At 69.1% G+C, this 23,973-nt stretch carries 20 protein-coding genes; 5 read left to right on the top strand and 15 right to left on the bottom strand.

Annotation, left to right across the window (positions count from 1 at the left end):
* The first annotated feature begins 204 nt into the window (after positions 1 to 204).
* The 4 genes from rplM to ABB55_RS01240 all read left to right on the top strand — a co-directional run bounded on the left by rplM (position 205) and on the right by ABB55_RS01240 (position 3,076).
* Positions 205 to 666 carry a 50S ribosomal protein L13 gene (rplM, locus tag ABB55_RS01255; RefSeq protein ID WP_054357180.1) on the top strand — a complete coding sequence of 154 codons (462 nt, stop codon included), beginning with the start codon at positions 205 to 207 and terminating at the stop codon, positions 664 to 666.
* 2 nt (positions 667 to 668) lie between these two features.
* Positions 669 to 1,154, top strand: a complete 486-nt coding sequence (gene rpsI / locus ABB55_RS01250) for a 30S ribosomal protein S9 (protein ID WP_054357179.1) — start codon at positions 669 to 671, stop codon at positions 1,152 to 1,154.
* 125 nt (positions 1,155 to 1,279) lie between these two features.
* Positions 1,280 to 2,254 carry an agmatinase gene (gene speB, locus ABB55_RS01245; protein ID WP_054357178.1) on the top strand — a complete coding sequence of 325 codons (975 nt, stop codon included), beginning with the start codon at positions 1,280 to 1,282 and terminating at the stop codon, positions 2,252 to 2,254.
* A 147-nt stretch (positions 2,255 to 2,401) separates the two neighbouring features.
* Positions 2,402 to 3,076, top strand: coding sequence for a DUF502 domain-containing protein (locus ABB55_RS01240; protein ID WP_054357177.1), 675 nt, complete (start codon positions 2,402 to 2,404; stop codon positions 3,074 to 3,076).
* Between the two features lie 1,465 nt (positions 3,077 to 4,541).
* Here the strand turns inward: ABB55_RS01240 and surE are convergent.
* The 12 genes from surE to ABB55_RS01180 form a co-directional block, all read right to left on the bottom strand.
* Entirely contained in the window at positions 4,542 to 5,300 is a 759-nt protein-coding gene (gene surE / locus ABB55_RS01235; RefSeq protein ID WP_054357176.1) for a 5'/3'-nucleotidase SurE, read from the bottom strand.
* An 88-nt stretch (positions 5,301 to 5,388) separates the two neighbouring features.
* Positions 5,389 to 6,663 carry a serine--tRNA ligase gene (gene serS, locus ABB55_RS01230; RefSeq protein ID WP_054357175.1) on the bottom strand — a complete coding sequence of 425 codons (1,275 nt, stop codon included), beginning with the start codon at positions 6,661 to 6,663 and terminating at the stop codon, positions 5,389 to 5,391.
* A 141-nt stretch (positions 6,664 to 6,804) separates the two neighbouring features.
* Entirely contained in the window at positions 6,805 to 7,590 is a 786-nt protein-coding gene (tatC, locus tag ABB55_RS01225) for a twin-arginine translocase subunit TatC (RefSeq protein ID WP_054357174.1), read from the bottom strand.
* Between the two features lie 4 nt (positions 7,591 to 7,594).
* Positions 7,595 to 8,158: a Sec-independent protein translocase protein TatB gene (gene tatB, locus ABB55_RS01220; protein ID WP_054357173.1), complete on the bottom strand. Its 564-nt coding sequence runs from the start codon at positions 8,156 to 8,158 to the stop codon at positions 7,595 to 7,597.
* 170 nt (positions 8,159 to 8,328) lie between these two features.
* Positions 8,329 to 8,580 (bottom strand): twin-arginine translocase TatA/TatE family subunit, encoded by a 252-nt coding sequence (locus ABB55_RS01215; RefSeq protein WP_054357172.1) that lies wholly within the window; start codon positions 8,578 to 8,580, stop codon positions 8,329 to 8,331.
* A 259-nt stretch (positions 8,581 to 8,839) separates the two neighbouring features.
* Positions 8,840 to 9,967, bottom strand: a complete 1,128-nt coding sequence (locus ABB55_RS01210; protein WP_394367213.1) for an ABC transporter ATP-binding protein — start codon at positions 9,965 to 9,967, stop codon at positions 8,840 to 8,842.
* A 121-nt stretch (positions 9,968 to 10,088) separates the two neighbouring features.
* Positions 10,089 to 10,862, bottom strand: coding sequence for an SMC-Scp complex subunit ScpB (scpB, locus tag ABB55_RS01205; protein ID WP_083463249.1), 774 nt, complete (start codon positions 10,860 to 10,862; stop codon positions 10,089 to 10,091).
* Positions 10,859 to 11,761: a segregation and condensation protein A gene (locus ABB55_RS01200; RefSeq protein ID WP_083463248.1), complete on the bottom strand. Its 903-nt coding sequence runs from the start codon at positions 11,759 to 11,761 to the stop codon at positions 10,859 to 10,861. Before ABB55_RS01200 ends, scpB begins: the two co-directional genes overlap by 4 nt.
* Before the next feature lie 28 nt (positions 11,762 to 11,789).
* A complete protein-coding gene (nagZ, locus tag ABB55_RS01195) occupies positions 11,790 to 12,812 on the bottom strand; it encodes a beta-N-acetylhexosaminidase (RefSeq protein WP_054357171.1) in 1,023 nt (340 codons plus the stop codon).
* Positions 12,813 to 12,998: 186 nt separating this feature from the next.
* A complete protein-coding gene (locus ABB55_RS01190; RefSeq protein ID WP_152981883.1) occupies positions 12,999 to 14,702 on the bottom strand; it encodes an SPOR domain-containing protein in 1,704 nt (567 codons plus the stop codon).
* Between the two features lie 453 nt (positions 14,703 to 15,155).
* Positions 15,156 to 16,913, bottom strand: a complete 1,758-nt coding sequence (argS, locus tag ABB55_RS01185) for an arginine--tRNA ligase (RefSeq protein ID WP_054357169.1) — start codon at positions 16,911 to 16,913, stop codon at positions 15,156 to 15,158.
* Positions 16,914 to 16,997: 84 nt separating this feature from the next.
* Positions 16,998 to 18,233 (bottom strand): deoxyguanosinetriphosphate triphosphohydrolase, encoded by a 1,236-nt coding sequence (locus tag ABB55_RS01180; protein ID WP_420848220.1) that lies wholly within the window; start codon positions 18,231 to 18,233, stop codon positions 16,998 to 17,000.
* Between the two features lie 227 nt (positions 18,234 to 18,460).
* Between ABB55_RS01180 and erpA the strand changes: the two genes are divergently transcribed.
* Positions 18,461 to 18,802 (top strand): iron-sulfur cluster insertion protein ErpA, encoded by a 342-nt coding sequence (gene erpA, locus ABB55_RS01175; protein WP_054361768.1) that lies wholly within the window; start codon positions 18,461 to 18,463, stop codon positions 18,800 to 18,802.
* A gap of 409 nt (positions 18,803 to 19,211) precedes the next feature.
* Here the strand turns inward: erpA and groL are convergent, their stop codons facing one another.
* From groL to recG, 3 genes are all read right to left on the bottom strand, one after another.
* A complete protein-coding gene (gene groL, locus ABB55_RS01170) occupies positions 19,212 to 20,849 on the bottom strand; it encodes a chaperonin GroEL (RefSeq protein WP_054357167.1) in 1,638 nt (545 codons plus the stop codon).
* A gap of 43 nt (positions 20,850 to 20,892) precedes the next feature.
* Positions 20,893 to 21,207, bottom strand: a complete 315-nt coding sequence (gene groES / locus ABB55_RS01165) for a co-chaperone GroES (protein ID WP_054357166.1) — start codon at positions 21,205 to 21,207, stop codon at positions 20,893 to 20,895.
* Positions 21,208 to 21,510: 303 nt separating this feature from the next.
* Positions 21,511 to 23,616 (bottom strand): ATP-dependent DNA helicase RecG, encoded by a 2,106-nt coding sequence (gene recG, locus ABB55_RS01160; RefSeq protein WP_054357165.1) that lies wholly within the window; start codon positions 23,614 to 23,616, stop codon positions 21,511 to 21,513.
* Positions 23,617 to 23,973: the final 357 nt, after the last annotated feature.

The raw sequence follows: 23,973 nt of genomic DNA, 5'->3' as shown, positions 1-23,973 counted from the left end.
CGATGTGACGCTTGACTTGTCGGCTTCGTGCCAGTACATCAAAGCCCGAACGCGGCGGCCGGCGACGGCCGTCGTCTCGTTTTCGGACGATCCCGCAGGGTTCGCCCGATCCGCACCCGGTGCCGAGGCGCCGGCAACGGATCCGGGAGGGCAGGGGAGCCGGTCCGACTCCTTCTACCTTTCTCCTGAACCAGGACGAAACCCATGAGCACCTATTCGGCGAAGCCGGCCGAGGTGGAGAAGAAGTGGATCCTGATCGACGCCGAAGGCGTCGTACTCGGTCGCCTCGCCTCCCTCATCGCCATGCGCCTGCGCGGCAAGCACAAGCCGACCTTCACTCCGCATGTCGACTGCGGCGATCACGTCATCGTCGTCAATGCCGACAAGGTCGTGCTGACCGGCAACAAGTACAACGACAAGGTCTACTACTGGCACACCGGTCATCCCGGTGGCATCAAGGAGCGGACCGCGCGCAAGATCATCGAGGGTCGCTTCCCGGAGCGCGTGCTCGAGAAGGCCGTGCTGCGCATGCTGCCGCGCGGTCCCCTGGCCCGCAAGCAGATGACCCACCTGAAGCTCTATGCCGGCGCTTCGCATCCGCATGACGCCCAGCAGCCGACGGCGCTCGATGTGAAGTCGCTCAACCGCAAGAATGTGGGGGCCTGATCATGACCGAAGTCCAGTCTCTCTCCGAACTCGGCCAGGCCATGGGCGTCGCCGCGTCCACGCAGGCGGCGGCTCCGGTTCATGAGCGCAAGGTCGACTCGCTCGGCCGCGCCTACGCCACCGGCAAGCGCAAGAACGCGGTCTCCCGCGTCTGGCTGGTTCGCGGCTCCGGCAAGATCACCGTCAACGGCAAGGACTTCACGAGCTATTTCGCTCGCCCGGTCCTGCAGATGCTGATCATGCAGCCGATCCTGGCGGCCAACCGCGACGGCCAGTTCGACGTGATCGCCACCTGCGAAGGCGGCGGTCTGTCCGGTCAGGCCGGCGCGCTGCGCCACGGCATCTCCAAGGCGCTGACCTATTTCGAGCCGGAACTGCGCGGCGCGCTGAAGCCCTACGGCTTCCTCACCCGCGACAGCCGCGTCGTCGAGCGCAAGAAGTACGGCCGCGCCAAGGCCCGCCGCAGCTTCCAGTTCTCGAAGCGCTGATCGGTTCGATTGTACTTCGCGAAGGTTTCGAAGCGCCCCCTTGTGGGGCGCTTCGTCGTTTTGGGCACCCGTCGTGCCGCGCGGGAGGACTGGCCGCCCGCACGGGAGCGTGCTAGCGATCCCGCATGGCCGAGCCCACGAAAGATCCCCTTCGCCCGCGTCCCACCGACAATGCCGTGTTCGGACCGTCGCTGCTTGGCGGTGCGGCCGAGCCGACCTATGGCGGCGTGCTGTCCTTCATGCGTCGGCGGCTGACGCGCGACCTGGCCGGCGTCGACGCCGTCGTCTGGGGCATTCCGTTCGACAGTGCCGTCTCCAACCGATCCGGCGCCCGCTTCGGACCGCAGGCGATCCGACGCGCCTCGGCGATCTTCGACGGCGACCCGCAATATCCCTTCGAGGCCGATCCCTTCGCGGCCCTTGCGGTGGTCGACTACGGCGACGCGGTCTGGGACTACGGCCGGCCCTGGGAGGCCCATGGCCTGATCGAGCGCCAGGCGCGCGAGATCCTCGATGCCGGCTGCCATCTCTTCTCGCTCGGCGGCGATCATTCGGTGACCTGGCCGCTGCTCAAGGCGCATGCGGCGGTCTACGGGGCGCTCGGCCTGGTCATGTTCGATGCCCATCAGGACACCTGGCCCGACGACGGCGAGCGGATCGACCACGGGTCCTTCGTCCTGCGCGCGGTGCGCGAGGGTGTGATCGACCCGGACCGTTCGATCCAGGTCGGCATTCGCACCCATGCGCCGGAGACCTGCGGCATCGAGATCATCCACGGCTACGAACTCGACGATATCGGCATCTTCGGCGTCATCCGCCGAATCGAGAACCGCGTCGGCTCCGGGGCGGCCTACATGACCTTCGACATCGATTGCCTCGATCCGGCCTTCGCGCCCGGCACGGGCACGCCGGTGGCGGGCGGGCTCTCGTCGCGCGAGGCGCTGTCGATCCTGCGCGCGCTCGGCGATATCGGCTTCGTCGGTGGCGACGTGGTCGAAGTGGCGCCGGCTTACGATCACGCCGACATCACCGCCATCGCGGCTTCCACGGTCGCGCAGACCTATCTCGGCGTCCTGGCGGAAACCCGCCGCGGCGACTGACCCGATTTCGTTAGCCGGCATCGCCACGCCGCGGTCTGCCCAGGAAAGATGCGGTACGACGGTACGGCCTGCCGCGCGAAACGGCTTTTGCCGACGCGCCGACCCGAGTAGCATCCGGGCGGGCGGGCGTGTGACGACGGGGACGGAATGGCGGAGGAACACCAGCAGCGGCAGAATGCGGTCACGCAGTTGCGCAACAATTTCGTGACCGGCATCGTGGTGGTCGGCCCGCTGGCGATCACCTTCTATATCGCCCGGTCGCTGATCGACTGGGTCGACGCGACCGTGAAGCCGCTGATCCCGCCGTCCTGGAACCCGGATACCTATCTCCCCTTCGCCCTGCCGGGTTTCGGGCTGCTGGTCGGCATGATCGGCATCACCATGCTGGGCGCGGCCACCGCCTCGCTGATCGGCCGCTCGCTGATCTCCTATGGTGAGCAGCTGCTCGACCGCACGCCCTTCGTCCGCCCGGTCTACAAGACGCTGAAGCAGGTCTTCGAGACCGTGGTCGCCAACCGCGCGAACAGCTTCACCCAGGCCGGCCTGATCGAATGGCCGCGCAAGGGCGTCTGGTCGATCGTCTTCGTGTCGGCGCCGGCACGCGGGGAAATCCGCGCCCGTCTCGGTCCGGATTCCGACTTCCTGACCGTCTTCATCCCCACGACCCCGAATCCGACCGGCGGCTACATCATGTTCGTGCCGCGCCGCGACGTGATCCTGCTCGACATGTCGATCGAGGATGCCGCCAAGCTGGTCATTTCCGCCGGCCTTGTCGTTCCCGAGGAACGCCTCCGCTTCCCCGTTGCGGACGTACCGGGCTGAGGGCAAGCACTATACCGGGACCCACCCCGAAGCCGCATTCCCGGCCGGAGCGCAGCGGAGAGCCGGGACCCACTCTGTTGTGAGTGTGGCGCAAGACCTTGTTTTCGAACGCAATCTTGATGCCGCTCGCGAGGCGAGGTGGCCCCGGATCGGCGGCCCTTCGGGCTTTGTCCGGGGATGCTATCGAGGGATCGAAGAAGGTCCTCCCGGATCAGGGAATGAATGGTTGATCTCCCATCGCATTCCCGGCCGAAGCGCAGCGGAGAGCCGGGACCCACTCTGTTGCGAGCGTGTCGCAAGACCTTGTTTTCGAACGCAATCTTGCCGGCGATCGCGAGGAGAGTAGGCCCCGGATCGGCGGCCCTTCGGGCCTTGTCCGGGGATGCGTCGTGAGATAGACGCGGGTCACCGGGATCTGGGAATGATCGGGTGATCTCCCATCGCATTCCCGGCCGGAGCGGAGCGGAGAGCCGGGACCCACTCTGCTGCGAGCGTGTCGCAAGGCCTTGTTTTCGAACGCGATCTTGCCGGCGCCCGCGAGGCGAGTGGGCCCCGGATCGGCGGCCCTTCGGGCCTTGTCCGGGGATGCTATCGAGGGATCGAAGAAGGTCCCCCGGATCAGGGAACGAAAGCGCGATCTCCCATCGCATTCCCGGCCGGAGCGCAGCGGAGAGCCGGGACCCACTCTGCTGCGAGCGTGCCGCAAGACCTTGTTTTCGTACGCGATCTTGATGCCGCTCGCGAGACGAGTGGGCCCCGGATCGGCGGCCCTACGGGCCTTGTCCGGGGATGCGACTGCGGGATCGAAGAAGGTCCTCCGGATCTGGGAATGACGGGGTGATTTCCCATCGCATTCCCGGCCGGAGCGTAGCGGAGAGCCGGGACCCACTCTGCTGCGAGCGTGCCGCAAGATCTTGTTTTCGAACGCAATCTTGATGCCGCTCGCGAGACGAGTGGGCCCCGGATCGGCGGCCCTTCGGGCCTTGTCCGGGGATGCGACTGCGGGATCGAAGAAGGTCCCCCGGATCTGGGAATGAAAGCGCGATCTCCCATCGCATTCCCGGCCGGAGCGCAGCGGAGAGCCGGACCCACTCTGCCGCGAGCATGTCGCAAGACCTTGTTTTCGAACGCGATCTTGCTGCCGCTGCGAGGCGAGTAGGCCCCGGATCGGCGGCCCTTCGGGCCTTGTCCGGGGATGCGATTGCGGGATCGAAGAAGGTCCCCAGTATCTGGGAATGAAGGGGTGATTTCCCATCGCATTCCCGGCCGGAGCGTAGCGGAGAGCCGGGACCCACTCTGCTCGGAGCGTGTTGCAAGGCCTTGTTTTCGAACGCGATCTTGCCGGTGCTCGCGAGGCGAGTGGGCCCCGGATCGGCGGCCCTGACGGGCCTTGTCCGGGGATGCTATCGAGGGATCGTCATAGTCTCGAAACGCAATCTCGACCGAAGCGCAACCCAGACATAAACTATCGGAACGTATGGGCGAGCTTCTGGCGCAGGCCGTGGTCGGTCAGGTCGAGGCGGAGCGGGGTGACCGAGATGGCGCCCTGGTCGAGGGCCCACAAATCGGTGCCTTCGAGCGGTTCCAGGCGCTTCGGGCGATAGGCGATCCAGTAGTAGGGGAAGCCGCGGTTGTCCATGCGCTCGTCGACATGGATCAGGTCGCCATTGCGCTCGCCCTGGGCGGTTGCGATGACGCCGGTCACGGCGTCGGGCGCGCGGTTCGGGAAGTTGACGTTCATTAGCACGCCGTCGGGAATGCCGGCCTCGATCAGGCGCCGGATCACGTCCGGGCCGTGGGCGCGCGCGGTGTCCCAGGGCACGTCGGAGCCCTTCGGCCAGCCGAAGGCCTGGCTGAGCGCGATCGACGGGACGCCCAGGATGGTGCCCTCCATGGCGCCGGCGACCGTGCCCGAATAGGTCACGTCGTCGGCGATGTTGGCGCCGCGGTTGACGCCGGACAGGACCAGATCCGGCCGCGCCGGCAGGATGTGGCGCAGACCCATAATCACGCAGTCGGTCGGCGTGCCGCGCACCGCGACATGGCGGGCGTCGATCTCGCGCAGGCGCAGGGGATCCGACAGGGTCAGCGAATGCGCCTTGCCGGACTGGTCGGTCTCCGGCGCGACGACCCAGACATCGTCCGACAGCGCACGCGCGATCTCTTCCAGCACGGCGAGGCCCGGCGCATGGATGCCGTCGTCATTGGTGATCAGGATGCGCATGGAAACCTCGACGAATGCGGACGCGGCCGTGGGCGGCCGGCAGGGCGGGTGAGGGGCGAAGGCGACAGGCTGACGACCGCGCGGCCGGTCAGCCGATCACCTCCAGGCCGCCCATATAGGGCCGCAGCACCGACGGGACCGTGACGCTGCCGTCGGCGTTCTGGTAGTTTTCCAGGACCGCGACCAGCGCGCGGCCGACGGCGACGCCCGACCCATTCAGCGTGTGCACGAAACGGGTGCCCTTGCCCTCCTGCGGCCGGTAGCGCGCATTCATGCGGCGGGCCTGGAAGTCGCCGCAGTTCGAGCAGGACGAGATCTCACGATAGGCATTCTGACCCGGCAGCCAGACTTCCAGGTCGTAGGTCTTCTGCGAGGCGAAGCCCATGTCGCCGGTGCACAGCGCCATGGTGCGGAACGGCAGTTCGAGCCGCTTCAGGACCTCTTCGGCCGCCGCCGTCATGCGCTCGTGCTCGGCCGCCGAGTTCTCCGGCGTGGTGATCGAGACCAGCTCGACCTTCAGGAACTGGTGCTGCCGGATCATGCCGCGCGTGTCGCGTCCGGCCGAACCGGCCTCCGAGCGGAAGCACGGCGTCCAGGCGGTGAAGCGGAACGGCAGCGCGGTCTCGTCGAGAATTTCCTCGCGCACGATATTGGTGAGCGGGATCTCGGCGGTCGGCACCAGCCAGAAACCTTCGGTCGTGCGGAACAGATCCTCGGCGAATTTCGGCAGGTTGCCGGTGCCGTAGGCGCTCTCGGTCTTGACCAGGAAGGGCGGGTCGATCTCGGTATAGCCGTGCACGTCGGTGTGCAGGTCGAGCATGAACTGGCCGAGCGCGCGTTCGAGCCGCGCGAGCTTGCCCTTCAGGAACACGAAGCGGGCGCCCGAGACCTTGCCGGCGGTCTCGAAATCCATCAGGCCGAGCGCCTCGCCGATCTCGAAATGCTGCTTCGGCGCGAAATCGAAGCTGCGCGGCGTGCCGACCCGGCGCACCTCGACATTGCCGTGTTCGTCCGACCCGACCGGCACGTCGGCCTGCGGCACGTTCGGGATCTCGGCCAGCGCGGCCTCGAGTTCGGCCTGAATGGTGCGGTCGGCGGCCTCGCCGGCCTGGATGTCGGCCTTGAGTGACGCGACCTCGGCCATCAGCGCCTGCGCCCGGGCCTCGTCCTTGGTCGCCTTGGCCTTGCCGATATCCTTCGAGGCGGCATTCTGGCGCGCCTGCATCTCCTGCAGGCGGGTCATCTGGGCGCGGCGGCGATCGTCGATTTCGAGCAGGGTGGCCGACAGCGGAGCCTTGCCGCGGTTGACCAGCGCGCGGTCGAAAGCCTCGGCATTGTCGCGGATCCAGCGGATGTCGAACATCGTCGTCCCTCGGCACGGTCGGACGCGCGGCCTTGCGCGGATCCGACGGAAAGCGGCGTCATGCCTTCGGGGAAAGAGGTCGTTGCCGTCCCGGCGAGACCGGGCGCCTTTGCCGGCGCCGGCCCCGCGCGGGCCTCACGCTCACGAAGCGTTCGCCGCGGATTTCTCCTTCTGCCGCTCGACGAAGCGGACGGCGAAGATGGTGAGTTCGTAGAGGAGGATGGTGGGTATCGCAAGCGAGATCTGGCTGAGCGGATCGGGCGGCGTCAGCACGGCGGCGGCCACGAAGGCGATCAGAATCGCCCAGCGGCGGCGCAGGCGCAGGTCCTCCGAGGTGAGGAAGCCGATTCGCGCCAGCAGCGTGAGCACGACCGGCATCTGGAAGACGATGCCGAAGGCGAAGGTCAGCGACATGATCAGCGACAGATACTCGCTGACGCGCGGCAAGAGCTCGATCTTGATCTCGCCCTCTCCGGTCTGCTGCATGCCGGCGAAGAAGCCGAGCACCATCGGCAGCATGAAATAGACCAGCGCGGCGCCGAGCACGAAGAAGACCGGCGTGGCGATCAGATAGGGTGTGAAGGCCTGCTTCTCGTGCTTGTAGAGGCCCGGCGCGACGAACTTGTAGATCTGCGTCGCGATGACCGGGAAGGCGAAGAACAGGGCGCCGTAGAAGGCCACCTTGATCTGCGTGATGAAAAATTCCTGCGGCGCCGTGAAGATCATCACGGCCGGCTTGCCGGTCATGTGCCGTATGGTCAGGTCGTAGGGCCAGACCAGGAAGTTGTAGATCGACTTCGCGAAGGCGAAGCAGATGATGAAGGCGATCACGATGGCGATGATGGCGCGGATCAGGCGCGACCGCAATTCGATGAGATGCTCGATCAGCGGCGCCTTGGAGGCTTCGATATCGTCCTCTTCGCTCATGGAATCAGGCGCTCTTCGGCGGTATGGGGTCGATCGGATCGGGCGTCGCAGCCGGCATGGCGGCAAGGTCCGGCATCGGCGGCGGGCCTTCGAGCCCCATCGGGCGCGGCGGCATGGCCGGCGGCTCGTAGGGGGCGATCTCGGGCAGCGACAGGCTTTCCGCGCTCGGCACGGGCAGCGGTTCGGCGGAGGCCGTCACGGTCTCGGGTGCCGCCGGATCGGCAGGAAAACCTTCGGCGGGCCCGGCCGGCGTTGCCGCCGGCGTGGACTCAAGACCGGCCTCGATGCGCGAGAGTTCTGCGTTCAGGTCCTGCGAGACCTGATGGACCGGCGCCATGGCGGCGTCGATCTCGCTGCGGATCATGTTGGCCGGATTGAGCGCCTTCAGGTCCTCGACGCTCTTCTTCACGTCGTCGAGTTCCGCCTCGCGGATCGCCTCGCTGACCTGCCCCTGGAACTCCGCCGCCATGCGCCGGACCTTGCCGATGGTCTGACCGACCATCCGGAGCATCTTGGGGAGATCCTTGGGGCCGATGACGACGAGCGCCACGACCCCGATGATGAGCATTTCGCTCCAGGCTATGTCCAGCATCTCGTCCCGCGGGCTGCCCCGGTCCCTGATGGGAGCCGGGGTCTGTTCGCCCGTCCCGTATTACCGCCAAGTCGCATGCCGGACGCCTCCGGCGCAAGTCGGCCGATGCGGAATTCCGCGCCGGCAGCGCCTGCCGGGCGTGTTGTTCAGACGGCCTTGGACTTGTCCTCGGACGTGGCCCGGCTGTCGGCAGGATGGTTCTCGATGGTCTTCGGAGGCACGGTGGCGGCCGGCGGCGGGGGCGTGTCGGCCTTTGCCTCGTCGTCCTGCATGCCCTTCTTGAAGTTCTTGATGCCCTTGGCGAAGTCACCCATCAGTTCGGGGATCTTGCCGCGGCCGAACAGAAGCAACGCGATCACCAGGACGATCAGCCAATGCCAGATGCTCAAGGAACCCATTTCGTCTTTCTCCGTGCGAGACGGTCCGGGTCCGGTCTGGGCCCCGCGCCGTCCGCGTGTCGTCGATGTCCCGTGATCGCTTCGCGCCGGGACGGGGTCCCGATTTCCTCGCGGAGATCACCTTTGGCGGCGATGCGGCCGGCACTATGGCAAAACTGCTGTTGTGCCGCAACATGACTGGCACCGCCGGCGCGAGATACGGTTTCCGCGTCCGGCTGCCCGGCTGCGGATCCGCGCAGCGGAGCGCGATCATGAAGGACTATATGGGGCCGGCAGCCTCCTTCGGGAAGACCAGAACTTCGGCCGGATCGATCGTGACGCCGACATCCGCGCCGGGCGACAGCGCACCGCCGCCGCGCAGCCGCGCCTTGACGGTCCCGTCGAGGCCCTGGACGGCGACATCGAACAGGTCGACCTCGCCCAGAAAGCGTCGCTCCATGATGCGGCCGGGGATGCCGGTGCCCGGCCGGTCGAGCAGCACGCCCTGCGGGCGGATCGCCACATCCGCCCAGGCCCCGTCGGCCAGTCCGGCGGCCGCGAAGCTGCCGACCGGCGTCGCCACCGCGCCATGGGCGCCACGGCCCTGGATGACGTTCAGTTCGGAGAAGAAGCGCGCCGTGAAGAGGTCGGCCGGCGCATTGTAGATTTCGGCACCCGTGCCGACCTGGATCAGCCGTCCCTGGCGCATCAGGGCGATCCGGTCGCCCATGCGCATCGCCTCTTCCGGATCGTGGGTGACGACCAGAGATGTCGCCCGCGTCTCGCGCAGGACGGCGAGGGTCTCGTCGCGCACCGAATCTCGCAGGCGACGGTCGAGACCCGAGAAAGGCTCGTCCATCAGCAGGACCGAGGGCCGCGGGGCGATGGCGCGGGCAAGCGCGACGCGCTGCTGCTCGCCGCCGGACAGTTCGTGCGGGTAGTCGAAGGCGTGGCTCTCCAGCCCGACCCGGGCGAGCGCCTGCAGCGCCTCGCGCTCGCCCTCGCGCTTCGGCAGGGCGGTCAGGCCGAACATGACATTGGCCAGGATGGTCAGATGCGGGAACAGCGCATAATCCTGGAACATCAGGCCGATGCCGCGCCGTTCGGGCGGCAGGAAGGCGTTCGGGCCGCTCACTTCGCGCCCGTTGACCAGCACGCGGCCGCCGGCCGGCCGCTCGACGCCGGCGGCAAGCCGGAGCAGGGTGGTCTTGCCGCAGCCGGAATGCCCGAGCAGGCAGAGCACCTCGCCGGGTTCGACATCGAGCGTCACGCCGCGCAGGGACGGGGCTCCGTCATAGGCATGGCTGACGGTCTCGAAGGTCAGGCGGGCGGCGATGGTCGCAGCGGCCTTGGCGCGCGGGGCGGGCGTCGTGCGAAGCGGCGATGCGTGACGATCGATCGTGGACAAGGCGGCTCGGCTCTCCGCGGGACCGGCGGCTGGCCCCGCCAGGTTCCTCTATAGGGCTTCGGGACCGGCATTTCATCCCGGACCTTGGAGATGTGATGCCGGCGCGGGTTGCGATGCCGATTCAGGTTGCGTCGGGCGGTTCGGGTTCGTCCGCCTCGTCGGCGGCCAGCAGGTCGGCGAGTTCGCCCGGCTCGATCGGGTCCTCGTCGGGTGTCAGTGCGGGATCGTCGGTCGGCATGGGAACGTGGAAGCCGGGCGGGATGCGGCCTTCGAGCAGGCCGGCACCCTTCAATTCCTCCAGACCGGGCAGATCGCGCAGGCTGTCGAGGCCGAAATGGATCAGGAAAGCTTCGCTGGTGCCGTAGGTGACCGGCCGGCCCGGCGTCCGTCGGCGCCCGCGCATCCGGACCCAGCCGGTTTCGAGCAGGACGTCGAGCGTGCCCTTGGAGAGCCCGACGCCGCGGATCGCTTCGACTTCGGCACGCGTCACCGGCTGGTGATAGGCGATCGCCGCCAGGGTTTCGAGCGCCGGACGCGACAGGCGACGCGTCTCGTGCGCCTCGCGCGCCATCAGCCAGGCGAGATCGGAGGCGGTGCGGAACATCCACTTGCCGGCGACGCGCAGAAGATTGACCCCCCGGGCGCGGTAGTCCGCCTCCAGGTCGCGCAGGGCGCCGCGCAGGTCGGCGCCGGCCGGCAGACGGTCGGCGAGAGTCTTCTCGTCGAGCGGCTCGGCGGCGGCGAACAGCAGCGCCTCGATCATGCGCCGGACGTCGGCCGGCTCGGGACCGCGGGCCGGCGCCGGATCCGGGGCTCCGTCGGCGGCGGTCGAGGCGTCGGGATCGGCCGAGGGCGCCTCGTCCCGGTCCTGAGGGTCGGCGTCGGGCCGGCTCATTCCGACCCTCCCGCCGGTTCGGCGCGCGGGGTCGCCGGGGTGCGGATATAGAGCGGTTCGAAGGCCTCGGCCTGGCGGATCTCCAGCTTGCCCTCGCGCACCAGTTCCAGGCTCGCCGAAAAGGACGAGGCGATCACGGTGGCGCGCATCTCCGGCGACAGATAGGCGCCGAGGAAGGTGACGATCGGGGTCCAGTCGGCGATCCGCCCGACCAGACGCTCCAGGATGACGCGGGCGTCGGCGAGTGCCCAGACCTGGCGCCGGGCGACCCGCACCGTGGTGACCATCTGCCGCTGGCGCAGGCCCGCATAGGCGGTCAGCAGGTCGTAGAGGCTCGCCTGCCAGACATCCTGGCGCTCCACCGACACCGCCTCCGGGCGGCCACGGGCGAACACCTCGCGGCCGAGCCGCTGCCGCTCCATCAGGGCGCCGGCGGCAGCCCGCATGGCCTCCAGGCGCTGCAGGCGGAAGGCCAGTGCGGCGGCCAGTTCCTCGCCGCTCGGCTGGTCGTCGCTCGGCGGCGACGGCAGCAGCAGGCGCGATTTCAGATAGGCGAGCCAGGCAGCCATGACCAGGTAGTCGGCCGCCAGTTCGAGCCGCGTCGCCCGTGCCGCCTCGACGAAGGCGAGATACTGCTCGGCCAGCGCCAGGATCGAGATGCGGGCGAGGTCGACCTTCTGCGCGCGCGCCAAGTTCAAAAGCAGATCGAGCGGCCCCTCGAAGCCGTCGACATCGACGACCAGGGCCGGTTCACCGTCCTCGGCCCGGCTGGCGCCCGGCGTCGTGCGGACCGGCCGGTTCCAGTCGTCTGCGGTGGCGTCCGCCGGCGGCGTGGCGCGGCTCCCGGCGGCCTGCGCAACGGCCGTTTCGGGCACGATCCGGGTGCTTTCGACCGCCATCGTCGGATCCCCGGTTCGGGTCGCCCGGTCAGACGACCGCCGCGGCCATCAGATCGGCCAATTCATCGCGCGCTGCGGCCAGGTCGATCGGCTCCGGCCGGCGCCGCGCGTCGAGCGCAGCCTGCGCGCGCAGGGCGGCTGCGCCTTCGAGCGGACGGCAGGCGGCGGCGACCTGCTTCATCTCGTCGAGGCGGCCGCTGCAATGAAGCACGAGGTCGACCCCGGCGTCGAGCGCGGCGCGGCTGCGGTCGCCGAGCGATCCGGCCAGCGCCTGCATCGAGATGTCGTCGGTCATCAGGCAGCCCGTGAAGCCGATACGCCCGCGGATGATCTCCTCGACGACCACCGGCGACAGGGTGCCCGGCCGATCCGGATCGATCGCCCGATAGACGACATGCGCCGTCATGCCGAGCGGCAGGCCGGCCAGCGCGGCGAAGGGCGGGAAATCGGTCGCCTCCAGCGCGGCGCGCGGCACGTCGACCACAGGCAGCGACAGATGGCTGTCGACGCCCGCCCGGCCGTGACCGGGGATATGCTTGGCGACCGGCAGCACGCCGCCGGCCATGAGCCCCTCGGCGGCGGCCCGGCCGAGCGCCGCGACGATGGTCGGTTCGCGGCCATAGGCGCGGTTGCCGATCACGTCATGGGCGCCTTCGACCGGCACGTCGAGCACCGGCAGGCAGTCGACATCGATGCCGACCTCGGCGAGATCGGCGGCGATCAGCCGGGCGCCGAGCCACGCCGCGCGCAGCCCGGCGGCGGAATCCCGCTCGGCGAGTTGGCCGAAGGTGCGCCCCGACGGATAGGCCGGCCATTCCGGCGGTCCCATCCGCTGCACGCGCCCGCCTTCCTGGTCGATCAGCACGGGCGCATCCGGCCGCCCGACCGCGTCGCGCAGTTGCGCCGTCAAGGCAGAGACTTGTGGGCGATTTTGGATGTTGCGCTTGAAGAGGATGAAGCCCCAGGGCCGCGCGTCGCGAAAGAAGGCGACCTCTTCGTCGGTCAGTTCGAAGCCGGCACAGCCGGAAATGAAGGCGGCGTTGGACGACATGGCCTCGATCTCCTCGGAGCGGATGGGGGCGATCCGTGACAAGACGGCGATGCCGCATGCTGCAGGCGCAATGGGCGGGTAGTCATTGCGAAGGGTGGGCCCAGCGCACGCTCCCGTTCCTGCCCCGTCACGCGTAGCGGCCGCCGTTCAGCGAGCGGCGGCCGTCATGGCAATCGGTTTCCGCGGTCAGCGTCGGGTGGTGAAGCAGGCGCCACCCTGGGATTTGATCTGCTCACAGAGCGCCTTGGCTTCGCTCTCCGAGCCCGCCGCAACGCGAGCCCGATGATAGCTGCCGAAGACCTGCACGTAGGTCGAGCGCCCGCCCAGGACACCGGAAAATTTGCGCTGGGCATCGGCGATGACCCGGCGCGCTTCGGCGTCGGACGGGGCGGCGGCAAGCTGCACGGCCCAGGCGCCGTCGCCGGACGCTGCGGGCGGCGGAGCGCTGATCGGTGCGGGCGGTGCCACCGCCGCAGGGGCGGGCGTGGACGTGGTCGCGGCCGGACCGTTCGAGGCGAGCCGGGTCGGAGGGACGGCGCCGAGCGCCAGCGGCGCGCCGGTGGCGGCGGGCAGGGGCTGCGAGGCGACGGCGGGCTTCGGGGCCACGACCGGCTTCGGCGGCGCCGGCGGCGTTCCGGGCAGGCCGAGATTGGCGCTCGGCGGCGCCGTGACCGGAGTCGGCACGACCGGCTTGGGGGTGGCCGGCGGCGGCGTCGTGGCGGTGGTGACCGGCGCCGGGCCGGCCGCCGGCAACGGCGGAGCACCGGATCCGACCGACGTGACCGGGCCGGTCGACGGCGCCTTGGGGGCCGACAGGGCTGCGATCGGATCGTTGGCCCGCGGCGGCAGGGAGACGACCGGCTGCGCCGGTCCCGGCGGCAGGGCGGGCTCGCCGACGCGCACCGGCGTCGTGGTCACCGTGCGGGCCGGATCGCCCGACGGCACGATCGTCCCGTCCGGGCGCACGACCACGGTCCGAACCGTGCGCGGCTGCTCGGCGACGGCGGAATTCGGCGCGCCCGGAATGACCCGGACGTTGCGGCCGTCCTGGGTGCGGCCCGCGACCTGGTCGAGCGGCTCTTCCTGGCGGGTGACCAGGCGCGACTTGTCCTCGCCGGTGCCGTCGGTGGTCAGTTTCGGGCCGCTCGGTCCGGTCGCCTGGCCTTCCGGCTTGACCTTCATCGGCTTGGGATCGGCCGCGATCAGCGGCGGCGTGCCGCCGTCGCCGGGTGTCGCGAACGCGCGCCAGCCGAGAAAGCCGAGGCCGCCGAGCACGAAGACACCGAGCGCCACGCCGGCGGCCATCAGGCCGCGGTGGGGCTCGCGCGCCACATGGCGCGCAGCGGACCGCTCCGAAAGCGGATGCTCCGGCATGGTCGGCGCGCCGCCGAGATAGGGCTGCGCCTCGCGGGCGGCCGCGGCGATCTCCTCGCGGCCGAACTCGCCGAAGGTCGGCTCGACCTGCGGCGCGCGCACCCGACTGTCGACGGAGGGCGGCATCGGAGGCGTGGCGAAATCGGAGGCGGCCGGCGCTGTCCGCTGACTGCCCGGCTGCGCGCCGGGGAGCGGACCATGGCCGCCCTGGGCGCGGCCGCCCTGGCCCTGACCATGTCCGACGGATCCATGGCTCGCACCGCCCGGATAGGCAGCGGCGCCCTGGTGGGCCGCCGGGGCCTGCTGGCCGGCCCGCTGCTGCTGCGGATCGATCAGCTGTGTCGGCTCGTCGAAGAAATCGTCGAAGGCGGGATCGTAGGACCCGGCCGCGACGCCGCTCTGCACGTACCGATACTGTTCGTTGGCAAGATGCGAGGCGAAGTCGCCGCCGGCAGCCTGGGACGGTGCCGGCGCGGGTTCGCGGCGGACGGGCTGCGGAGCGGGTTGCGCGGACATGGCGGCTCTCTGTGCGACCGGCTGCGCGGCGGCAGGCGGTTGGGGGGCCGGAGGCGGAGCGGCGCTCGCCGCAGGCTGGACGCGGGCGCGCGGGGTGCGATCGGGATCGACCGTCGAGCGCAGTTCGCTGAACAATTCCTGTTCGAGGGCGGACAGTTGATTCGGCATCGGCTGGCGACCGATTTCGGCGCGCGGCTGGGGCTCGGGAGCCACCGCCCGCGGTTCCGGTGCGGCCGCACGAGCGCGCTGCGCCGGCTCCGGGAAAGGAGCGCCGCCACTGACGATTCGGGCCAGCTCGACCAGCGGATCGTCCTCGTAGGAGCGATCCTGAGGTCCGCGATCGTCATAACCGGTTGGCAGTCGCTTCAATTCGGCCATCGGATCTGTCCACCTCCGTCGCGCGACGGACTTCGTCGCGCGGAGCACCGCACCCGGAGTGTGCTCGCAATCCGATTATCGCATTTCATCGGGTGCCGTGACACCCAATATAGCGAGCCCGGACTCGAGAACCAAAGCAACGGCACGCACCATTGCCAATCGGGCTGAGGACGACAATGGATCGTCAACGTTAATAAAGCGTAATTGCGGCAGTTCCTTGCCCCGATTCCAGTGTCCGTGCAGTTCACTGGCGAGGTCGTGGAGGTAGAAGGCGAGCCGGTGCGGTTCATGTGCGCTGGCGGCGGATTCGACCAGCCGGGGCCACTCGGCAAGGCGACGCACCAGTGCCAGCTCGCCCGGATCGCTCAAAAGGGCCAGCGGGGCCGCCGCCAAGGCCGCGTCCGACAGGTCCAAATGCGGCAATTCCGCGGCAGCCTGGCGGAAGACGGACCGGCAGCGCGCGTGGGCATATTGCACGTAAAAGACCGGATTATCCTTGGATTGGTCTGTCACCTTCTGGAAGTCGAAGTCGAGCGGCGCATCGTTCTTCCGGTAGAGCATCATGAAGCGGACCGCGTCGCGGCCGACCTCTTCGACGACATCGGCCAGCGTGACGAAGGAACCGGACCGCTTGGACATCTTGACCGGCTCGCCGGCCCGAAACAGCTTCACGAGCTGGCAGAGCTTCACGTCGAGCCCGCCCTCGTCGCCGGTCATCGCCTTGACGGCGGCCTGCATGCGCTTGACGTAGCCGCCGTGGTCCGCGCCCCAGACGTCGATCATTTCGTGGAAGCCGCGCAGATACTTGTCGTAGTGATAGGCGATGTCGGAGGCGAAATAGGTGTAGCTGCCGTCCGACTTCATCAGCGGACGGTCGGTGTCGTCGCCGAATGCGCTCGACCGGAACAGCACCTGCTCGCGATCCTCCCAGTCGTCCGGCAACTGCCCCTTGGGCGGTGCCAGCCGGCCGCGATAGATCAGGTCCTTGGCCTCCAGCGCGGCGATCGCCTGGCGCACACGGTCGTGACCGGGCTCCTGCAGGCTGGCCTCGGAGAAGAAGACGTCGTGGTGGACGTTGAGAAGCTGCAGGTCCTTGCGGATCTCGGCCATCATGGCGTCGATCGCCGCCCGTTTGACGACCGGCAGCCATTCGGCCTCCGGCTTCGACAGGAGAGCGTCGCCATGGGCAGCGGCCAGCGCGGCCCCGACCGGCTTCAGATAGTCGCCCGGATAGAAGCCCTCCGGGATCTCGATCGTCTCGCCGAGCGCCTCGCGGTAGCGGAGGTACGCCGACCGGGCCAGCACCTCGACCTGGGCTCCGGCATCGTTGATGTAATATTCCTTGGTCACCGACCAGCCCGCATAGTCGAGCAGATTGGCCAGCGCGTCGCCGAAGACCGCGCCGCGGCAATGGCCGACATGCATCGGGCCGGTCGGATTGGCCGAGACATATTCGACGTTGACGGGGGCGTTGCGGCCGAGGCCGGAGCGGCCGAAGGCATCGCCGGCGCGCAGGATCGCACCCAGGAGGTCGGTCCAGTAGGCCGGCACCAGGCGCATGTTGATGAAGCCCGGCCCGGCGACTTCGGTCTCGGCGATGTCGGGATCGGCGGCCAGTTCGCCGACCAGCTTCAGGGCCAGCTGACGCGGGTTCTCGCCGGCGGCCTTGGCGAGCACCATGGCGGCGTTGGTGGCGAGGTCGCCATGGGCCGGATCGCGCGGCGGCTCGACCAGGACCCTCGTGAGATCGAGCGCCGATCCGTCGGTCGCCGTCAGCCCCAGGCTTTCGACTGCCTTGCGGACACGGATCGTGAAATCGGCGAAGACGTTCATAAGGGCGGTCTCTGGCGTTGGTCGGAGCGGACGCGTGCCCGTCCCGCGTCCGCTTGCGGCCGCTGCCGGAGGGGCGCGCGGGGCCTAACGCAAATCCGGGGTCGCGTCAAACAGGCGCCGGTGCTCGATTTCGGCGAAGCGGTCGGTCATGCCGGCAATGTAGTCGGCCACCCGTCGCGCCCGGCGGCCGGCGTCGTCGTCGTCGAGGCCGCGCCGCCATTCCGGCGGCATCTCCGCCGGCGCGGCCGTGTAGGCGGCATAGAGCGCCTGGACGACCTGTTCGGCGTTTCTCATCACCGCCATCACGCTGTCGGCCCGGTAGACATGGGCATAGAGGAACCGCTTGATGCCGCGATCGGCCTCGGCCATCGCCTCCGAGAAGGCGGCCATCGGTCGGGCCAGGTGCCGCACCGCGTCGGCATCGGCCGGGCGGTCGGCGGCGATCCGGGCGAGCGTCTCGGCGATCACGTCCTCGACCATGCGGGTGATCACCCGGCGGGTCACCTCCTGGATCAGGCGGCCGAGTTCGAGATCGGGATGGCGCGCGCGCACCTCGTGCAGGATGCCGCCGACCAGGGGCACGCCGGCCAACAGGTCCGGTGCGATCAGGCCGGCGCGCAGGCCGTCGTCGATATCGTGTGCGTCATAGGCGATGTCGTCGGCGAGGGCGGCGACCTGCGCCTCCAGCCCGGCATGGGACCAGAGCCGGAGATCGTGCCGCGCCTGGTAGACCCGGATCGCATAGGGCAGGGGCCCGACCTCGCCATGCACCGGCAGCGGCACGCCGGCGGTGTCGGTCAGCGGGCCGTTGTGCTTGACGAGGCCTTCGAGCGCTTCCCAGCTCAAATTCAAGCCGTCGAAGCCGGCATAGCGTCGCTCCAGGCTGGTGACCACGCGCAGCGTCTGGGCATTGTGGTCGAAGCCGCCGTGATCGAGCATGGCGCGGTTGAGGGCGCGTTCGCCGGCATGGCCGAAGGGCGTGTGGCCGAGATCGTGGCCGAGCGCGAGCGCCTCGGCGAGGTCTTCGTCGAGCCGGAGCGCCCGGGCCAGCGCGCGGGCGATCTGGGCGACCTCGATGGTATGGGTCAGCCGGGTCCGGAAATGATCGCCCTCGTGATAGACGAAGACCTGCGTCTTGTGGGCGAGACGGCGGAATGCGGTCGAATGCACGATCCGGTCGCGGTCGCGCTGATAGGGCGTGCGGGTCGGGCTTTCCGGCTCGTCGAAGAGCCGGCCGCGGCTCGCTCGCGGGTCACTGGCATAGGGCGCGCGCGGCTCGCCGCCGAAGCCGATCCCGCTCAAACCGGTCGCCCCCACCAAATCCTCCCCGGGTCCGGTCCGCGCCTCGAAGCGCCGACGCGGACCATCCGATCCGTTCGCATCCCGCCCGTGCGGATGCGAGGCCTTGAATCCACGTCCCGTCGAGCGCAATTAATTCCATGCCGATCGTGACGCAAGCGCGACCGGCCGATCCGGGCCGATCGTGACGCGAGCGGCCGAACCGGTTTGCCACTGACTGCGCACATGAGGTCTCCATGGACGGCGGCATGCCCCCAATCCCCCAGGCCCCGATCGCGGTTTCCGAGCGCGCGGCGAAGCGCATCCTCCGCATTACGGCGGGCGAGCCGGACGGCACGGTGCTGCGCGTCTCGGTGTCCGGTGGCGGCTGCTCCGGATTTCAGTACGGCTTCGACCTGACCCGCGAGCGTGCCGACGACGACCTGGTCATCGAGCGCGACGGTGCGACCGTGGTGATCGATCCGGTCTCGATCGAATACATGGCCGGGTCCGAGATCGATTTCGTCGACAGCCTGATCGGCCAGTCCTTCCAAATCCGCAATCCGAACGCCACCGCCAGCTGCGGCTGCGGGACCAGCTTCTCGCTCTGAAGCCGCCGCGGTGCGGCCGCGACGCCCAGCGCATCCGATCCGCACCTGAGGTTCAGGTTGGTGCGGCGTGGTGCGTGCGTCTGTCGGCAGGCTGCTCTGGCCGCACGTGCTTCTCCGCCCGACCGATCACCGACCCTCCGCCCGACCACACCCCGAAAAAGTGAAAGGCGCCGGATCGCTCCGACGCCTTCCATCTGCTTGGTGTCTGCCCTTGGCAGTCCCTGATCAGAAGTCCATGCCGCCCATGCCGCCGCCCGCGACGGCTTTGCCGTCGCTACTTTTCGAAGCTGGGCGGCGGCCCCGGCGACCTGATCAGAAGTCCATGCCGCCCATACCGCCCATGCCGCCGCCCGCGACGGCTTTGCCGTCGCTACTTTTCGAAGCTGGGCGGCGGCCCGGAACGGCCTGATCAGAAGTCCATGCCGCCCATGCCGCCGCCCGGCATGGCCGGACCGGCCTCGGCCTTCTTCGGCCGCTCGGCGATCATCGCCTCGGTGGTGATCAGGAGACCGGCCACCGACGCGGCGTCCTGCAGCGCGGTGCGCACGACCTTGGCCGGATCGATCACGCCGAACTTGAACATGTCGCCATATTCGCCGGTCTGTGCGTTCCAGCCGAACGCGCCGTCCTGGCTCTCCAGGATCTTGCCGACCACGATCGAGCCGTCATCGCCGGCATTGATGGCGATCTGACGGGCCGGCGCCTGGATCGCCTTGCGGACGATCTCGATGCCGGTCTTCTGGTCGCTGTTGGCCGGCTTGAGGCCGTCCAGAGCCTTCAGCGCGCGCAGCAGGGCGACGCCGCCGCCCGGCAGGATGCCTTCTTCGACGGCCGCACGGGTCGCGTGCATGGCGTCGTCGACGCGGTCCTTCTTCTCCTTGACTTCGATCTCGGTCGCGCCGCCGACACGGATCACCGCGACGCCGCCGGCGAGCTTGGCCAGACGCTCCTGCAGCTTCTCGCGGTCGTAGTCCGAGGTGGTCTCCTCGATCTGCGCCTTGATCTGCCCGACGCGGCCGTCGATCTCCTTCTTGGAGCCGGCGCCGTCGACGATGGTGGTGTTCTCCTTCTCGATCATGACGCGCTTGGCGCGGCCGAGCATGTCGAGCGTGACATTCTCAAGCTTGATGCCGAGATCCTCGGAGATGACCTGGCCGTTGGTCAGGATGGCGATGTCCTCGAGCATCGCTTTGCGGCGATCGCCGAAGCCCGGCGCCTTGACGGCGGCGATCTTGAGGCCGCCGCGCAGCTTGTTGACCACCAGGGTGGCGAGCGCTTCGCCCTCGACATCCTCGGCGATGATCAGGAGCGGCTTGCCCGACTGGACGACCGTCTCGAGCACCGGCAGCATGGCCTGCAGACCCGACAGCTTCTTCTCGAAGATCAGGATGTAGGGGTCTTCCAACTCGACGCGCATCTTGTCGGCGTTGGTGATGAAGTAGGGCGAGATGTAGCCGCGATCGAACTGCATGCCCTCGACCACGTCGAGCTCGGTCGTCAGGCTCTTGGCCTCCTCGACCGTGATCACGCCCTCGTTGCCGACCTTCTGCATCGCCTCGGCCAGGAAGCGGCCGATTTCGACGTCGCCGTTGGACGAGATGGTGCCGACCTGAGCGATTTCCTCGTTCGAGGTGACCTTCTTGGCGCGGGCCTTGAGATCCGCCACGACGGCCTCGACGGCGAGATCGACGCCGCGCTTCAGGTCCATCGGGTTCATGCCGGCGGCCACCGCCTTGGCGCCTTCCTTGACGATCGCCTGGGCGAGCACGGTCGCGGTGGTGGTGCCGTCACCGGCGAGGTCGTTGGTCTTCGAGGCCACTTCGCGCACCATCTGGGCGCCCATGTTCTCGAAGCGGTCCTCCAGCTCGATCTCCTTGGCGACGGTGACGCCGTCCTTGGTGATCCGCGGGGCGCCGTAGGACTTCTCGATGACCACGTTGCGACCCTTCGGGCCGAGCGTCACCTTGACGGCATTGGCGAGAATGTCGACGCCGCGCAGCATACGGTCGCGCGCATCGAGGGAAAATCGGACGTCTTTGGCAGCCATGGGCAAATGCTCCGTTCAAAGTGTTCTTGGGGGCGGGAAAGGGTCAGGCGGCCTTCTTGGCCGCGGCGGTCGTCTCGACGATGCCCATGATGTCGCTCTCCTTCATGATCAGGAGATCCTGGCCGTCGATCTTGACCTCGGTACCAGACCACTTGCCGAACAGGACGCGGTCGCCGACCTTGACATCGAGCGACACGAGCTTGCCGCTCTCGTCGCGCGCGCCGGGTCCGACGGCGATGACCTCGCCTTCCTGCGGCTTCTCCTGGGCGGTGCCCGGAATGATGATCCCGCCGGCAGTCTTCTGCTCCGCTTCGACGCGCTTGACGACAACGCGATCGTGCAGGGGACGGAATGCCATGATGCTTGCTCCTCCGAGTGATCGGAACTTCTGAAGTCGAACGTTCCGGTGGTTCGATGGATTGCCCGCCGGGCACGTGCCGATCGGCCCCGTGCCGGGTCGTGCGGACCTCAGGTAGGCAGGCGGACCAACCGGCACAAGGGGGGAGGACCAGAATTTTGGCACTCTCCCCATCGGAGTGCCAAAGGGGGTCCGAAGCGCGGTCCGACGACCGCCGACCGAAAACTGCGGGCCGGGGGGCGAACGCCGCATCCCGAACCGGCACCCGCCTCTATCATGCCTCGGCTGGACCGGCGAGCCCTCTCAGCCCGCGCCGAGCAGCCGGATGCCCTCGTCGCGGCCGAACAGGTAGAGCAGGGTGCGCAAGGCCGTCCCGCGCGGCGTCGTCAGGTCGGGGTCGCGGGCCAGAACCAAGCGGGCGTCGTCGCGGGCGGCCTCCATCAGCTCGCCATGGAGTTCGAGCCGGGCGAGGCGGAAGCCGGGCAGGCCGGATTGGCGCGTTCCGAGAATCTCGCCGCCGCCCCGCAGGCGCAGATCCTCCTCGGCGATGCGGAAGCCGTCCTCCGTCTCGCGCATGATGGCGAGCCGGGCCCGCGCGGTCTCGCCGAGAGGGCCGCGATAGAGCAGCAGGCAGGTCGAGGCCGCGCTGCCGCGCCCGACCCGGCCGCGCAACTGGTGCAACTGCGACAGGCCGAAGCGTTCCGCATGCTCGATCACCATCACGGTCGCCTCGGGCACGTCGACGCCGACCTCGATCACCGTGGTGGCGACCAGCACCGAAAGTTCCCCGGCGGCGAAGCGGCGCATCACCTCGTCCTTCTCGGCGCCCTTCATCCGGCCGTGGACCAGCCCGACGACCGGCCCGAAGATGTGCTCCAGGTCGCGCGCCCGGTCGCTCGCCGCGGCCAGGTCGATCGCCTCGCTCTCCTCGACCAGCGGGCAGACCCAGTAGACCCGCGCGCCGCCCGCCATGGCGCGGGCGAGACCGTCGACGACCTCTCCGATGCGCTCGGTCGGCACGGCCCGGGTGGCGATCGGCTGCCGTCCGGCCGGCTTTTCGTCCAACCGCGACACGTCCACGTCGCCGAACGAACTCATCATCAGCGTGCGCGGGATCGGCGTCGCCGTCATGATCAGGAGGTCGGTGCCCCGGCCCTTCTGCGTCAGGGCGAGCCGCTGGTGGACGCCGAAGCGGTGCTGCTCGTCGACGACCGCCAGGGCGAGATCGCGGAACTCGACCCCTTCCTGGAACAGCGCATGGGTGCCGACCGCGATCGCGATCGAGCCGTCCGCCAGGCCGGCCAGGATCGCCTCGCGCTCGCGGCCCTTCTCGCGCCCGGTCAGGATCGCGATGCCGAGGCCGCCGGCCCGGGCGAGGGCGGCGATGGTGCGGAAATGCTGTCGGGCGAGCAGTTCGGTTGGTGCCATGAAGGCGGTCTGGCCGCCGCTCTCCGCCGCATGCGCCGCGGCGAGCAGCCCGACCACCGTCTTGCCGGAGCCGACATCGCCCTGCAGCAGGCGCACCATCCGTTCCGGGCGCGCCATGTCGGCGGCGATCTCGGCGACGGCGCGGGCCTGCGCGCCGGTCAGCGCGAACGGCAGCCCGGCGCGCACCGCCTCGACCAGGCGGCCGTCGCCCGCGCGGGGCGGCTTCGGGCGCCGCCTCAGATCGCGCCGCACGATGGCGAGCGCCAACTGGCCGGCGAGGAGTTCGTCAAAGGCGAGCCGGGCGAGCGCGGTCGCCTGGGCGGGCTGGCCGTCGTCGCCATCGGGGCGGTGCAGGCGGGTCAGCGCGGTCGCGAAATCGGGGAAGCGCCGCTGCCGCAGCCATTCCGCATCCTGCCATTCGGGCAGGTCGGGCAGGCGGGCGAGCGCGGCTGCCACCGCCCGGCCGACCAGCTTCGCCGACAGGCCCTCGGTGAGCGGATAGACCGGCTCGACCGCCGGCATCTCGTCGAGCCGGTCGTGCGGCACAACATGGTCGGGATGCGCCATCTGCGGCGCGCCGTTGAACCATTCGACGCGGCCCGACACCCAGCGCCGCTCGCCCTCCGGCAACAGCTTCTCGAGCCAGTCGGCCTTGGCGTGGAAGAAGGTGAGGGCGATCTCCCCGGTGTCGTCATAGGCGAAGATCTTGTAGGGGGCCCGGCTGCCGGGCGGCGGCGGACGGTGCCGGTCGATGTGCAGGTCGAGCGTGACGATCGCGCCTTCCGGGGCGCGCGCGACGCCCGGACGCAGGCGCCGGTCGACGATGCCGGTCGGCACATGGAAGACGAGATCGACCAGCCGCGCGCCGATCCCGCCCTCCTCGGCGCCGAGCAGGCGGTCGAACAGCTTGGCGGTCTTGGGACCGACGCCCGGCAGACCGGACACGGCGGCGAAGAGCGGCGTCAGGACATCGGGGCGCATCGATACGGACTCGTCGTCGGGATTCCGGACAGGCGAAGAGCCTTAGAGCAAGTTCCGGTCGGGCAGAACCCGGCTTGAAGCGGAGATGCGCGCCCGGCCGGGCCGATGCGCCATTCCTCGGGCTGCGGTCCCGATCGGATCGCACTCCGGAGAGGGCTGCGGAGCGAACCGGCTGGTTGCGCGGCGCTCGCTGTGCGGCCGAGACCGGCGCCATTTCAAGCACGCGATACGACGGTCGACGGAAGTGTTTCCGACTATTCCCCGAAACGATGGTTTTCAAAAATTACTTCGCCAATCCGCAAGTTCCATCAAAGAATGAAATCAACAAAAAATTCAACAAGCCAATCTAGGGATTGC

The sequence above is a fragment of the Prosthecodimorpha hirschii genome (assembly GCF_001305515.1).
Lineage (GTDB): Bacteria > Pseudomonadota > Alphaproteobacteria > Rhizobiales > Ancalomicrobiaceae > Prosthecodimorpha > Prosthecodimorpha hirschii.
Note: the sequence above shows the minus strand (reverse complement) of the source record. Positions and strands in the feature narration are given on the sequence as shown.

Bases quoted from the DNA above. Each gene is read 5' to 3' on its own strand.
- rplM (WP_054357180.1), top strand. From the start codon at position 205: ATGAGCACCTATTCGGCGAAGCCGGCCGAGGTGGAGAAGAAGTGGATC.
- rpsI (WP_054357179.1), top strand. From the start codon at position 669: ATGACCGAAGTCCAGTCTCTCTCCGAACTCGGCCAGGCCATGGGCGTC.
- speB (WP_054357178.1), top strand. From the start codon at position 1,280: ATGGCCGAGCCCACGAAAGATCCCCTTCGCCCGCGTCCCACCGACAAT.
- ABB55_RS01240 (WP_054357177.1), top strand. From the start codon at position 2,402: ATGGCGGAGGAACACCAGCAGCGGCAGAATGCGGTCACGCAGTTGCGC.
- surE (WP_054357176.1), bottom strand. From the start codon at position 5,300: ATGCGCATCCTGATCACCAATGACGACGGCATCCATGCGCCGGGCCTC.
- serS (WP_054357175.1), bottom strand. From the start codon at position 6,663: ATGTTCGACATCCGCTGGATCCGCGACAATGCCGAGGCTTTCGACCGC.
- tatC (WP_054357174.1), bottom strand. From the start codon at position 7,590: ATGAGCGAAGAGGACGATATCGAAGCCTCCAAGGCGCCGCTGATCGAG.
- tatB (WP_054357173.1), bottom strand. From the start codon at position 8,158: ATGCTCATCATCGGGGTCGTGGCGCTCGTCGTCATCGGCCCCAAGGAT.
- ABB55_RS01215 (WP_054357172.1), bottom strand. From the start codon at position 8,580: ATGGGTTCCTTGAGCATCTGGCATTGGCTGATCGTCCTGGTGATCGCG.
- scpB (WP_083463249.1), bottom strand. From the start codon at position 10,862: ATGAGCCGGCCCGACGCCGACCCTCAGGACCGGGACGAGGCGCCCTCG.
- ABB55_RS01200 (WP_083463248.1), bottom strand. From the start codon at position 11,761: ATGGCGGTCGAAAGCACCCGGATCGTGCCCGAAACGGCCGTTGCGCAG.
- nagZ (WP_054357171.1), bottom strand. From the start codon at position 12,812: ATGTCGTCCAACGCCGCCTTCATTTCCGGCTGTGCCGGCTTCGAACTG.
- ABB55_RS01190 (WP_152981883.1), bottom strand. From the start codon at position 14,702: ATGTCCGCGCAACCCGCTCCGCAGCCCGTCCGCCGCGAACCCGCGCCG.
- argS (WP_054357169.1), bottom strand. From the start codon at position 16,913: ATGAACGTCTTCGCCGATTTCACGATCCGTGTCCGCAAGGCAGTCGAA.
- erpA (WP_054361768.1), top strand. From the start codon at position 18,461: ATGCCCCCAATCCCCCAGGCCCCGATCGCGGTTTCCGAGCGCGCGGCG.
- groL (WP_054357167.1), bottom strand. From the start codon at position 20,849: ATGGCTGCCAAAGACGTCCGATTTTCCCTCGATGCGCGCGACCGTATG.
- groES (WP_054357166.1), bottom strand. From the start codon at position 21,207: ATGGCATTCCGTCCCCTGCACGATCGCGTTGTCGTCAAGCGCGTCGAA.
- recG (WP_054357165.1), bottom strand. From the start codon at position 23,616: ATGCGCCCCGATGTCCTGACGCCGCTCTTCGCCGCCGTGTCCGGTCTG.